Below are 13,243 nucleotides of genomic sequence, written 5' to 3'. Positions count from 1 at the left end.
ACCCCCACCATTGCACCCCGCCCCCAATTTCGCTAAGAGACCGCAACTTTATAAGGATCGCGTTCGCGCGCGAGGCATTTTCGGCGGTTGGGGCATATGGCACGCATCGTGATGAAATTCGGCGGGACGTCCGTCGCGGATATGGATCGCATCCGGAACGTGGCCCGCCATGTGAAACGCGAAGTCGATGCCGGTCACGAGGTTGCCGTGGTGGTCTCGGCGATGTCGGGCAAGACCAATGAACTGGTGGCCTGGACGCGCGATGCCTCGCCGATGCACGATGCCCGTGAATATGATGCGGTGGTTGCGTCGGGCGAGCAGGTAACCTCCGGTCTCCTGGCTTTGGCGCTGCAGAACATCGGCATCAATGCGCGTTCCTGGCAGGGCTGGCAGATCCCGATCAAGACCGACAATGCCCATGGTGCGGCACGCATCCTGGAGATCGACGGTTCGGAGCTGATCCGCCGGTTCGGCGAGGGCCAGGTGGCGGTCGTTGCCGGTTTCCAGGGGCTTGGCCCAGACAACAGGATCGCGACGCTCGGGCGGGGCGGATCGGATACGTCGGCGGTGGCGATTGCAGCTGCAATCAAGGCGGATCGCTGCGATATCTATACGGATGTCGACGGCGTCTACACGACCGATCCGCGCATCGAGCCGAAGGCCAAGCGCCTGAAGAAGATCGCGTTCGAGGAAATGCTGGAAATGGCATCGCTTGGTGCCAAGGTCCTGCAGGTCCGCTCCGTCGAACTTGCCATGGTGTTCAAGGTCCGCACCTTCGTGCGCTCCAGTTTCGAAGACCCCGATGCGCCGGGCATGGGTGATTTCTTGAATCCCCCCGGTACGCTGATTTGTGATGAGGAAGAGATTTTGGAACAGGAAGTCGTCACCGGCATCGCCTATGCCAAGGATGAAGCGCAGATTTCGCTCCGGCGCCTGGCCGACCGCCCCGGCGTCTCGGCCGCGATCTTCGGACCTCTGGCCGAGGCTCATATCAATGTCGACATGATCGTCCAGAACATTTCGGAAGACGGCTCGAAGACCGACATGACGTTCACGGTTCCCTCCGGCGATGTCGACAAGGCCCTGAAGGTGCTGAACGACCAGAAGGACAAGGTCGGATTCGACGTGATCCAGAACGAATCGGGCCTTGTGAAGGTCTCGGTCATCGGCATCGGCATGCGCAGCCATGCCGGCGTGGCGGCTTCGGCCTTCAAGGCGCTGGCCGAAAAAGGTATCAACATCAAGGCGATCACCACCTCCGAGATCAAGATTTCGATCCTGATCGACGGCGCCTATGCCGAATTGGCGGTTCGCACTTTGCATTCCGTCTACGGTCTGGATAAGAGTTAAACGAAGCAGTCGTTTCAGGGGGCGACACGGAGTGCGCCACATGAAACTGCAATCTGCTGTTGTTGACTTTGTATCGGGGGACGTTGTGCGATGAGAGACCTCTCTGCAGGTCCACGCGTTCTTCTCAAGCGGTTGCGCGAACTGATGGCGGAACCGCTCGAGCCACAGGAGCGCCTGGACCAGATTGTGCGCCAGATCGCGCAGAACATGGTCGCGGAGGTGTGCTCGGTCTATGTGCTGCGCTCCGACGGCGTTCTCGAACTCTACGCCACCGAAGGCCTGAACAAGGACGCGGTGCACCTGGCGCAGCTGAAGATGGGGCAGGGCCTCGTCGGTACCATTGCTGCCAGCGCCCGTCCGCTCAACCTGTCTGACGCCCAGTCGCACCCGGCCTTCACCTATTTGCCGGAAACGGGCGAAGAGATCTATCACTCCTTCATGGGCGTGCCGATCCTGCGCACCGGCCGTTCGCTCGGCGTTCTCGTCGTGCAGAACAAGGCCAGCCGCAACTACCGCGACGACGAGGTCGAGGCGCTCGAAACGACCGCCATGGTGCTGGCCGAAATGGTCGCGACCGGCGAACTGAAGAAGATTACCCAGCCGGGTCTCGAACTCGACCTGTCACGCCCTGTGACGATCGAGGGCAAGAGTTTCGGCGAGGGCATCGGTCTCGGCTATGTCGTCCTGCACGAGCCGCGCATCGTCGTCACCAATCTGCTCAACGAAGACACCGACCACGAATTGGGGCGGCTGGCCGAGGCGCTGGGTTCGCTGCGCATCTCGATCGACGACATGCTGTCGCGCCGCGAGGTGTCGATGGAGGGCGAACATCGGGCGGTGCTCGAGGCCTACCGGATGTTTGCCCATGACCGGGGATGGGTGCGCAAGCTCGAAGAGGCAATCCGCAACGGATTGACGGCGGAAGCCGCCGTCGAGCGGGTTCAGAGCGAGACCAAGGCACGGATGATCCGGCTGACGGATCCCTATCTGCGCGAACGCATGCATGATTTCGACGATCTTGCCAACCGGCTGCTGCGGCAGCTGACGGGCTATGGCGCGAAGATGGCAGGCTCGGTGTTTCCTGACGACGCGGTCATTGTCGCGCGCGCCATGGGGGCTGCGGAACTGCTGGATTATCCGCGCGAAAACGTGCGCGGCCTGGTGCTGGAGGAGGGTGCCGTCACCAGCCATGTGGTAATCGTCGCGCGTGCCATGGGCATTCCCGTCGTCGGCCAGGCGGCCGGTGTCGTGGCGCTGGCGGAAAATCGCGATGCGATCATCATCGATGGCGACGATGCGAAGGTGCATCTGCGGCCGATGGCGGACCTGCGCAGCGCCTATGAGGAAAAAGTCCGTTTCCGGGCCCGCCGGCAGGAGCAGTTCAAGGCGCTTCGCGGCGTCGAGCCGCTGACACTGGACGGAAAGCGGATCAAGCTGCAGATGAATGCCGGGCTTCTGGTGGACCTGCCGCAGCTGAACGAATCCGGCGCGGAAGGCATCGGCCTGTTTCGCACCGAGCTGCAGTTCATGATCGCCTCGACCATGCCGAAGGCCGAAGAGCAGGAAGCCTTTTATCGTGGCGTGCTGAAACAGGCGGCGGGCAAGCCCGTGACCTTCCGCACGCTCGATATCGGTGGCGACAAGGTGGTGCCGTATTTCCGCGCGGCGGAAGAGGAAAACCCGGCGCTCGGCTGGCGGGCGATCCGCCTGTCACTCGACAGGCCGGGCCTTTTGCGGACCCAGCTGCGGGCGCTGTTGCGCGCCACTGCCGGGCTTGAGTTGAAACTGATGTTGCCGATGGTGACGGAAGTATCGGAGCTGCGCACCGTGCGCGAGCTGCTTCAGAAGGAAATCCAGCGGCAGTCGAAGACCGGGGAACAATTGCCGCGCAAGCTGCAGTTCGGCGCGATGCTGGAAGTCCCGGCGCTTCTCTGGCAGCTCGACGAACTGATGGATGAAGTCGATTTCGTCTCGGTCGGGTCCAACGACCTGTTCCAGTTTGCAATGGCGGTGGATCGCGGCAACGCTCGTGTATCGGATCGGTTCGACGTATTGGGTCGGCCGTTCCTGCGCATCCTGCGTGACATCGTGCGGGCTGGCGACCGCAACGAGACCTCGGTGACGCTCTGCGGCGAAATGGCGTCCAAGCCGCTGTCGGCCATGGCGCTGATCGGCATCGGCTTCCGGTCCGTGTCGATGTCGCCGACGGCCATCGGTCCTGTTAAGGCGATGCTTCTGGCGCTCGATGCCGACAAGCTCGGTGCCATGATGCATGCGGCGCTCGACGACACCAAGAGCCAGGTGCCGATGCGCGAGCTTCTGGTTGCCTTTGCGGCCGAGAACGGCGTTCCGGTCTAGCGATCAATTCAAGGCGTCGCCTTCGCCCGACGTGGTCGGGCGGAGTTGAGACGCGATTTTGGAGTTTCCATTGGCAACACTACCCGTTCAGAAAATGCGCGAACTGGAGCGCCGCTTCGCCGAGGTCGAAGCGCGCATGTCGGCCGGGCCGGCGGCAGACGTCTATGTGAAGCTGGCCTCCGAATATTCGGAACTGCAGCCGGTGGTGGCAAAGATCCGCGACTATGAGAAGGCGACGGCCGAACTGGCTGACATCGAAACGCTTCTCTCCGACCGGGCAACGGACCGCGACATGCGCGATCTTGCCGAGATGGAAAAGCCGGAGATCGAGGCGCGCATCGAGCGGCTGGAGCAGGACATGCAGATCCTGCTTCTGCCGAAGGATGCTGCCGACGAAAAGAGCGCCATCCTCGAAATTCGCGCTGGCACCGGCGGTTCGGAGGCTGCGCTTTTTGCCGGTGATCTCTTCCGGATGTACGAGCGTTATGCCGCGGACAAGGGCTGGAAAGTGGAGGTGCTTTCGGCCAGTGATGGCGATGCCGGCGGCTATAAGGAAATCATCGCCACCGTGACCGGGCGCGGCGTGTTCTCCAAGCTGAAATTCGAATCCGGCGTGCACCGCGTGCAGCGCGTGCCCGACACGGAAACGCAGGGTCGCATCCATACATCGGCAGCGACCGTCGCCGTCTTGCCGGAGGCGGAAGACATCGACATCGAGATTCGCCAGGAAGACATCCGGATCGACACGATGCGCTCGTCCGGTGCCGGTGGCCAGCACGTCAACACGACCGATTCGGCCGTTCGCATCACCCATATGCCGTCCGGAATCGTCGTCACCTCGTCGGAAAAGTCCCAGCACCAGAACCGTGCCAAGGCGATGCAGGTTTTGCGCTCGCGGCTCTACGACATGGAGCGCCAGAAAGCTGACAGCGAGCGGTCCGCCGCGCGCAAGAGCCAGGTCGGCTCCGGCGATCGGTCCGAGCGCATCCGCACCTATAATTTCCCGCAGGGACGGGTGACCGATCATCGCATCAACCTAACGCTCTACAAGATCGACCGGATGATGATCGGCGAGATCGATGAAGTCGTTGACGCGCTGCTGGCCGATTATCAGGCGGGGCAACTGGCGTTGCTTGGCGAACAGCAGGGCTGAGCGGCCATGGTGGACAGCATCGACAGTCTGTTTGCAGAGGCACGCCGAACCTTCCAGGCGGCGGGGATCGATGCTGCGGCGCAGGATGCGCGGCTGTTGATTTGCGGCCTGCTCGACCTGACACTGAGCGGTTTTATGATGCGGGGCGGGGAAGCGCTCTCCAGCGACGATGCGCTGACAATCCGGGCTGCGGTCAAACGCCGCGCTGCACGCGAACCTGTCCACCGGATCCTTGGGGCTCGGGACTTTTTCGGCCTGACGTTGGGGCTTTCCTCTGGAACGCTTGAACCACGGCCTGATACCGAGATTCTCGTCGAACGGTTGATCCCGTTTGCCGAGCGTATTGCCGCCGATAGCGGCGCCTGCCGCATACTCGATCTTGGCACGGGTACCGGCGCGATCTGCCTCGCGCTCCTGCAAACCGTGCCACAGGCAACGGCCATCGGATGCGATATCTCCGGTGACGCGCTTTCGACCGCCGTGGCCAATGCGGCGCGCAACGGGCTTTCCGAGCGCTTCAGGCCGCTTGAAAGCAGCTGGTTTACAGCGGTTTCCGGCAAGTTCGACATCATTGTTTCCAATCCACCCTATATCCGCTCATCGGTGATGGCGACGCTGGAGCCCGAGGTTCTCCATCATGATCCGGCGGCAGCGCTCGACGGTGGCACGGATGGTCTCGACGCTTACCGCGCCATTGCTGCCGGTGCGGGCGCTTTTCTCGATGGGCGAGGTGTTGTCGGCCTCGAGATCGGATTCGACCAGCACCAGTCCGTTACAACGCTCTTTGAAAGCCGGGGTTTCACGCTGATCGACCAGGCGAAGGACCTGGGCGGCAACGACCGCGCGCTGGTGTTTCGGCCGGGTGCATAGGGGTGGCAAAAGAATGCTGCAGGCGCACAGCTTCTTTCGCAGGGACAAAGAAAATGCTTGGAATTCCCCGGGAAGCGGGCTAGGTTGACCTCACGCGCTGGGCAGAAGGTCATAGACCAAAGATTCGTTCCGGTCTGACCTGGCTACGGAAATTGCTCTCAAAAAAGAGTTGCTGAGGTTGGACAGTGCCTGGTGCGGGTACCTGTTAATTTGACGTTAACCAGCGACGGGACTGCCAATGAGGCAGTTGGTTCGCGGCGCGTGTCTTCCTGATCCGGATTGCCGATCAGGCCACGAAGCCACATGATCATCAATATCAAGAGAATTCGGGTGAGTGAACGATGAGGCCAGGACAGCAAAACAAGCGCGGCCGTGGGCGTAACAACAATAGCAGCAGCAATACCAACAGTGGCAGCAGCAGCAGCAATAACAACAATGGCAATCATAACCGGAAGGGCGCGAACCCGCTGACCCGGACCTATGACAGCTCCGGCCCGGACGTGAAGATCCGTGGCACTGCGCAGCACATTGCCGAGAAATATTCGAACCTTGCCCGTGATGCACAGAGCTCCGGCGACCGGGTCGTGGCCGAAAACTATCTTCAACACGCCGAACACTACAACCGCATCATTGCAACCGCGCAGGCGCAGATGCAGGAACGGTTCCAGCGCGATGATCGTAACGAATACAACGATCGCGACGGCAATGACGGCAATGAAAACACTGATCGTGATGGCAATGACCAGGACGACGGTGACCAGAACTACAATGATGACGCCCCGGTCGTTCAGCAGCCCCAGCAGCGCCCGCAGCCGCAACCACGCTCGCAGCGCCCGCAGCAGGTTCAGCCGCAGCATCAGCCGCAGCCGCAGCCACAGCCACAGCCGGTGATCGACGGATCCGGCCCGCAGCCGGTCATCGAGGGAACGCCTGCCGAAGTCTCGCTGGAAGAAGAAGCGCCAACGGGCGCCGGCCGCACGCCCCGTCGTCGTGGTCCGGCCCGTCCCCGCCGCCAGCCGCGCCGCGGCGATGCAGCAGGCGATGAAGCCTCGGCGTCCGGGGATGCCGGTGGCGAGCAAGGGGGCGATGCGCCCTCGCTTGTCGAGGCTGCAGGCGAATAATCCAATTCCGGATTGCGCTGTTTTCATTTCAAATCCCCCGACGCCAGATGGTTTCGGGGGATTTTTTATGTTCCGTAACGCGGCGTGTTCGGACTTTCGAGAATTATTCCACGAGGCTCGGAATTCACCTGCGATCGGCTCTTTAATTTGGAAAATTCCTCCCCCATATTCGCTAGGATCGGTTGATCCCGCGCAAGGCGGAAATCGACTGAAACGATAGGCTTGCCTACAAGGGAGCCTGATCCTGAACCATCGGACGGTGCCAGAATGGGCCGACCGAGACCTGGAGGTCACAGATGAATATCGAAAAATACTCCGAGCGCGTGCGCGGTTTCCTGCAGTCGGCGCAGACCTATGCGCTGGCACAGGGTCATCCCCAGTGGACACCCGAACATATCCTGAAAGTGCTGCTCGACGACGACCAGGGCATGGCGTCTTCCCTGATCGAACGGGCCGGCGGGGATGCCAAGGCCGCGCGGATCGCCAATGATCTGGCGATCGCCAAGCTGCCCAAGGTTTCCGGCGGCAACGGGTCGCTGTCTCTGGCGCAGCCGCTTGCCCGCGTCTTTTCGACGGCGGAAGATGCAGCCAAGAAAGCCGGAGACAGCTTCGTCACCGTCGAACGCCTGCTGCAGGCCCTGATCATCGAGACCTCGGCTGCGACCTCCGGCATTCTGTCGAAGGCCGGTGTCACCGCATCCAAGCTCAATCAGGTGATCAACGACATTCGCAAGGGCCGCACAGCCGATGGCGCCAATGCCGAGGCGGGGTTCGACGCGCTGAAAAAATACGCGCGCGATCTGACCGCCGATGCCCGCGATGGCAAACTCGACCCGGTGATCGGCCGCGACGATGAAATTCGTCGCACGATCCAGGTCCTGTCGCGCCGCACCAAGAACAACCCGGTCCTGATCGGCGAACCCGGCGTTGGCAAGACGGCGATCGCCGAAGGTCTGGCCCTGCGCATCATCAATGGCGACGTGCCGGAAAGCCTGAAAGACAAGAAACTGATGGCGCTCGACATGGGATCCTTGATCGCCGGCGCCAAGTTCCGCGGCGAATTCGAGGAGCGTCTGAAGGCCATTCTGTCGGAAGTGCAGGCGGAGGCCGGCGAAATCATCCTGTTCATCGATGAGATGCACACGCTGGTCGGTGCCGGCAAGGCGGATGGAGCGATGGATGCCTCCAACCTCCTGAAGCCCGCGCTTGCCCGCGGCGAACTGCACTGCGTCGGGGCAACGACGCTGGATGAATACCGCAAGCATGTGGAAAAGGATGCAGCCCTTGCCCGCCGGTTCCAGCCTGTGCTGGTCAATGAGCCGAATGTCGAGGATACGATCTCGATCCTGCGCGGCCTCAAGGAAAAATACGAGCAGCATCACAAGGTGCGCATTTCCGATTCCGCGCTGGTGGCGGCTGCGACACTCTCGAACCGATACATCACCGACCGTTTCCTGCCGGACAAGGCGATCGACCTGATGGATGAGGCGGCCTCGCGTCTGCGCATGCAGGTGGATTCAAAGCCCGAGGAACTGGACGAACTCGATCGTCGCATCATGCAGCTCAAGATCGAGCGCGAGGCGCTGAAGCGGGAAACCGACCGTTCATCGAAGGATCGGCTGGAAAAACTCGAGCTCGACCTTGCCGGCTTCGAGGAGCAGGCCGATGCGCTGACCGCGCGCTGGCAGGCCGAAAAATCAAAGCTGGGCCTTGCGGCCGATTTGAAGAAGCAGCTGGACGAGGCCCGCAACGAGCTTGCAATCGCGCAGCGCAAGGGTGAATTCCAGCGTGCCGGCGAACTCGCCTATGGGCTGATCCCGAAGCTCGAAAAGGAGCTTGAGATCTCCGAAAGCCAGGATTCGTCGGCCCTCGATCCGATGGTCCAGGAAGTCGTCACACCTGACAACATTGCCCATGTGGTCTCGCGCTGGACCGGTATTCCGGTGGAGAAGATGCTCGAAGGCCAGCGCGACAAGCTGTTGCGCATGGAAGACGAACTCGGCAAATGGGTGGTCGGTCAGGGTGATGCAGTGCAGGCGGTGTCGCGCGCGGTGCGCCGTTCGCGTGCCGGTCTGCAGGATCCGAACCGTCCGATCGGCTCGTTCATCTTCCTTGGCCCGACCGGGGTCGGCAAGACCGAGCTGACCAAGGCACTTGCACGATTCCTGTTCGATGACGATACGGCTCTGGTGCGCATGGACATGTCGGAATATATGGAGAAACACTCGGTCTCCCGGCTGATCGGTGCGCCTCCAGGCTATGTCGGCTACGAGGAAGGCGGGGCGCTGACGGAAGCGGTGCGCCGCAAGCCCTATCAGGTCGTTCTGTTCGACGAGATCGAAAAGGCGCATCCGGATGTCTTCAATGTGCTCCTGCAGGTTCTCGATGATGGCCGCCTGACCGATGGACAGGGCCGAACGGTCGATTTCCGCAACACGATGATCATCATGACCTCCAATCTCGGCGCCGAATATCTCGTCGGACTGGGAGAGAATGATGATAGCGACATGGTGCGCGACCAGGTCATGGATGTTGTTCGTGGCCATTTCCGGCCAGAATTCCTCAACCGGGTCGACGAAATCATCCTGTTCCATCGTCTCAAGCGCGGTGAAATGGGCGCGATCGTCGATATCCAGCTGGAACGACTGCGGCAGCTGCTTGCCGACCGCAAGATCACGCTCGAACTCGACGACGAGGCCCGGGCCTTCCTGGCCGAGCGGGGTTACGATCCTGCCTATGGCGCGCGTCCTTTGAAGCGGGCCGTGCAGAAATATGTTCAGGATCCTCTGGCCGAGCAGATCCTGCAGGGCAATTTTCCGGATGGATCGGTGATCAAGGCGTTTTCCGGTTCCGATCGGCTGAACTTCAAGCTGCGGGATGGCACAGAAAAGGTCGCGGCTTAAAACCAGGGTTGGGCGGCTTCTCGTGGCGCGGAGTGTGGCCAAGTTGTATCGGCCAGGGCGGGCCAAGGCGCACGGATTTCCCATGAAAAACCCTGACCCGTTTCTGGCGGGTCAGGGTGACGCTTGATGAAATAGTGCCTTGGGAGGCGTGCACCTTAAAACAGAAACAGATAAGCATATTTCCATCCGGATTTCGAGTCTGTTTTGTTGCGGCGCAGCATTTTCCTGCCGATCGCTGCGACGAGCCGTTGTCCTGGACCGGTCGACCCGACAAGACCCTATGCATGCACGGACAGACCATCGCTTCTCGGCACAACCGGATCCGGAAAACCTGGAAATTCCAACGTGGGTGGAACCGATTCTAAACCGGATGATTGTAGGATGCAGTTCCGACAGTTGAGGCGGTCAATGCAGACGTTTCTAATCCTCTTGTCCCGTATTGCGCTCAGCCTCCTGTTCGTTCTGGGCGGTTTCCGCCTGACAGCTGCGTTCGTGGACGAACCGCCGGCGTACGAATTTCTCAATATGCGTTCGGAAGGGCTTTGGACGAGTCTGCCGACGCGGGTCGATCCGCAGTCTGCCGCTTATGAGCGCATTGCGCCGCCTCCTGATCCGTTTCCATTTAAATTCCGGACCGGGCCCAAGCTCCGGGTTATCGACGGCGCCAATTTCCATCTTGGCGGCGTGGAATATCACTTGGTCGGCGCACCGCTTGTAGAGCGCACCCAGATATGCACGAACGCCCAGGGACGCAGGAACGCCTGTGGACTGAAAGCCTTGAAAGCGCTGGACAATGCCCTGCGCGGGCGGTTGGTCGAGTGCGCCATTGATGGTCTCAAAGCCAACAGACACCTGGTAAAATGCAGGGTGAACGGCCAGGACATTCTGTCTTTGCTGTAAATTTGTTCAACGCGAACGTTGAGCGGGCGCAAGGCGCAGAGCCGTCGCCTTCCCGAAAACGCATCGCCCATAGCCACACAAGGATCCCGACGTCCGGTATCCTTGCTGAAAGCCTATTGGGCGGCGGCGAATTCGCTCGGGGTGCCGTTGTCCTTGGCCAGCAATTCGTCGATGCGCGTGCGTTCCTTCTCGAATTTGGCGAGCACGTCGCCGTCCAGCGATTTGCCGCCGGGAAGGCGGATCTTCAAGGCATCGACCTTGGTACCGTTGACGATCAGTTCGTAATGCAAATGCGGACCGGTTGATTGTCCTGTTGTTCCGACCCAGCCGATTACCTGGCCTTGCACGACCTTGGCACCTGGCACCACGCCCTTGGCAATCGCATTCTGGTGGTTGTAGGAGGACACGTAACCATTGGCATGACGGATCAGCGTCTGCCGGCCATAACCGCCGGAATCCCACCCGGCCTTCTCGACCACGCCATTGCCAGCCGCGATGATTGGCGTTCCGCGCGGTGCCGCCCAGTCGACGCCGGTATGCATGCGTGAAAATCCGAGGATCGGATGGCGGCGCATGCCGAAACCGGAGGTGAAGCGGCCGTTCGGGACGGGATTGCGCAACAGGAACTGCCGGATGCTCTTGCCGTCCTCGTTATAATAATCGACACCATTGTCGTCCGGGTCCTGAAACCGGTAGAAACGTGTCTCGGCGTCCCCGAATTTGGCATTGACATAGAGCAATTCGGAATCCGCCGTCGCCTTTCCGCTTTCATCGGTAACGGAAAAGAAGGCCTCGAGAGAATCCGTCGGTTTCAGCTGGGCCTGGAAATCAACGCTGCTTGCCAGAAGCTTGATGATCTGCGCCACCATGCCCGGCGTCATGCCATAGGAGAGCGCAGCGCGATAAACGCCGTCATAGACACGCGGCAGATCGCGCCCTGCGGAAACGACGGGGGTACCGTTGTCGTCAAAGGCGGTGGCGATCGCCGCCAGGACGGGTGGCTCGCTGCCGCGTACGAAACGCGCCTTGTCATCGACAGCCATGGTCAGGACATGCAGGCCCTTGGAATAGACGCTGGCACGCACGACCCTGGCTTCCTCACCCTTCTGGATGATGCCGATCCGCAAGACGTCGCCCTCTGACACGTCCTCGGCGTTGAGTGCCGTTTCCAGATAACCGCTGACATCTTCCGCCTGGGATTTCGCATAGCCGGCATTGACCAGAACGGTGGCGATCGGCGTTGACCGGCGCACCGGAATGATATCATCGGCATACTCGGTGCTCTGCTCGGTGATGTTTTCATAGGCGGAGACGGTCATGTTCTCCTCGACGATCCGGGCGGAAAGGCCCTGGAGCAGATCGAGTTCGCTGGCATCGGACGCAAACCGTCGGGGATCGACATAAAACAGCGACGCCAATTGCGTGTTGCCATCGGTCAGAACGGAACCGTTGGTGCGGACGTTCTCCTCGACCTCGTCGAGCGACATGGCCGCATCGAATGTCAATGCGGAGCCTTTCAACGGAAAGTCGATGGTCTTCAGTCCGACTTCGGACTCGACGTCCGAGCCATAGATCGTACCGGTGCGGTTGACTTGCGGTGTCGCCTGCCTGTCGTCGGTCGAAAAAATCGCCAGCGGGTCAAAGCGGGGATAGTCGTCCGTTGTCTGGTGGTTGGCGGCAAGCGCCATCTTCACATGCGAAAAGGGCTGACGTCGGACCACTTCCTTTTCGCCATCATGGGTCATGGTTGAGACTTCCATAATGGTGCGGTCGGATGGCTTGGCAACGACATTGGGCGCCAGAATGCGGTTGCCGCGTTTGGCGGCCGTCACGGGCTGGTCATTTCGCGCTGCGGGATCGACCGCCGCATAGGCTTCAGCCGGAATCGCAAGTTGCTGACGCCCATCAAGCGCTGCAAACAAGGCAACGCCCATCAGCAGGCTGGATGTGATCCCTGTCAGAAATGTTCCCGAAAGCCAGCGCAGCGAAATCTCGCGCCGGTCGGGCGCCTTGCGGCCATCAGCAAGGATCGGTGGCTCATTGCCGAGCGACCGGATCATATTCTTGTCAGTGATCATGCCAGTTGAGCCGGGTCCCTGATTGCGATCTGATGCCTTGCTTTGGTCTCAGATCCATTGTGCGAAGATGTGCATCTTTCATGGGCGGGAGTCAAACAACAGGGTCATTCACGGCCGGCGCTGTCTGGGCTGCCTTTTAGAGATGTTCGCGCTCCCTGTGGAGCACTGTGGTCAGATGTATAGAGAGCAGAAGGTTTTGCAGCCTTCACGGTGTCTGCGATTCCATATTTTCGGTAACGCACTGTTTAGAGTGATGGATTGTGAAAAAGTGAGGGCGAAATTGTGATTTTGCCAGCGTTGTGCATCATACGGCCACAGCATTTACTGTACAAAGCCTTGCAGCACCGGCTTTTGTCAGAAAACTGTCATTTTTTTCAAAAAACCTGTTGACTTCGTTTGTGTGTGGGGACTATAAACCGCTCACCAACGAGGGCGGCGGCGCTGCTGGCGACCGACGAACTCGCTCTGAAGTTTCTTACGAAAGTTTAGTGCGGATTGTGGGTTTAGGCG

The 13,243-nt window shown here is 60.5% G+C and carries 8 protein-coding genes; 7 read left to right on the top strand and 1 reads right to left on the bottom strand.

Annotated features, from left to right (window positions below; all coding sequences use genetic code 11):
* The first annotated feature begins 96 nt into the window (after positions 1–96).
* The 7 genes from AX760_RS23270 (at position 97) to AX760_RS23235 (ending at position 10,655) form a co-directional block, all read left to right on the top strand.
* Positions 97–1,350: an aspartate kinase gene (locus tag AX760_RS23270; RefSeq protein ID WP_071835403.1), complete on the top strand. Its 1,254-nt coding sequence runs from the start codon at positions 97–99 to the stop codon at positions 1,348–1,350.
* A 90-nt stretch (positions 1,351–1,440) separates the two neighbouring features.
* Entirely contained in the window at positions 1,441–3,708 is a 2,268-nt protein-coding gene (gene ptsP, locus AX760_RS23265; protein WP_071835402.1) for a phosphoenolpyruvate--protein phosphotransferase, read from the top strand.
* A gap of 70 nt (positions 3,709–3,778) precedes the next feature.
* Positions 3,779–4,861, top strand: a complete 1,083-nt coding sequence (prfA, locus tag AX760_RS23260; protein WP_071835401.1) for a peptide chain release factor 1 — start codon at positions 3,779–3,781, stop codon at positions 4,859–4,861.
* Between the two features lie 6 nt (positions 4,862–4,867).
* Positions 4,868–5,731, top strand: a complete 864-nt coding sequence (prmC, locus tag AX760_RS23255) for a peptide chain release factor N(5)-glutamine methyltransferase (RefSeq protein WP_071835400.1) — start codon at positions 4,868–4,870, stop codon at positions 5,729–5,731.
* Between the two features lie 341 nt (positions 5,732–6,072).
* Entirely contained in the window at positions 6,073–6,852 is a 780-nt protein-coding gene (locus AX760_RS23245; RefSeq protein WP_071835399.1) for a DUF4167 domain-containing protein, read from the top strand.
* Positions 6,853–7,148: 296 nt separating this feature from the next.
* Positions 7,149–9,755 (top strand): ATP-dependent chaperone ClpB, encoded by a 2,607-nt coding sequence (clpB, locus tag AX760_RS23240; protein ID WP_071835398.1) that lies wholly within the window; start codon positions 7,149–7,151, stop codon positions 9,753–9,755.
* Between the two features lie 408 nt (positions 9,756–10,163).
* Entirely contained in the window at positions 10,164–10,655 is a 492-nt protein-coding gene (locus AX760_RS23235; protein WP_071835404.1) for a hypothetical protein, read from the top strand.
* Between the two features lie 113 nt (positions 10,656–10,768).
* Here the strand turns inward: AX760_RS23235 and AX760_RS23230 are convergent, their stop codons facing one another.
* A complete protein-coding gene (locus AX760_RS23230; RefSeq protein ID WP_071835397.1) occupies positions 10,769–12,733 on the bottom strand; it encodes a M23 family metallopeptidase in 1,965 nt (654 codons plus the stop codon).
* Positions 12,734–13,243 lie beyond the last annotated feature (510 nt).

The sequence above is a fragment of the Pararhizobium antarcticum genome, assembly GCF_001885585.1.
GTDB classification, from domain to species: domain Bacteria; phylum Pseudomonadota; class Alphaproteobacteria; order Rhizobiales; family Rhizobiaceae; genus Pararhizobium; species Pararhizobium antarcticum.
The sequence above is the reverse complement of the archived record's forward strand: the minus strand, read 5'-3'. Positions and strand labels throughout refer to the sequence as shown.

Excerpts from the sequence above, each read along its gene's own strand:
- AX760_RS23230 (WP_071835397.1), bottom strand. The coding sequence starts at position 12,733 with ATGATCACTGACAAGAATATGATCCGGTCGCTCGGCAATGAGCCACCG.
- AX760_RS23270 (WP_071835403.1), top strand. The coding sequence starts at position 97 with ATGGCACGCATCGTGATGAAATTCGGCGGGACGTCCGTCGCGGATATG.
- clpB (WP_071835398.1), top strand. The coding sequence starts at position 7,149 with ATGAATATCGAAAAATACTCCGAGCGCGTGCGCGGTTTCCTGCAGTCG.
- AX760_RS23235 (WP_071835404.1), top strand. The coding sequence starts at position 10,164 with ATGCAGACGTTTCTAATCCTCTTGTCCCGTATTGCGCTCAGCCTCCTG.
- prmC (WP_071835400.1), top strand. The coding sequence starts at position 4,868 with ATGGTGGACAGCATCGACAGTCTGTTTGCAGAGGCACGCCGAACCTTC.
- ptsP (WP_071835402.1), top strand. The coding sequence starts at position 1,441 with ATGAGAGACCTCTCTGCAGGTCCACGCGTTCTTCTCAAGCGGTTGCGC.
- AX760_RS23245 (WP_071835399.1), top strand. The coding sequence starts at position 6,073 with ATGAGGCCAGGACAGCAAAACAAGCGCGGCCGTGGGCGTAACAACAAT.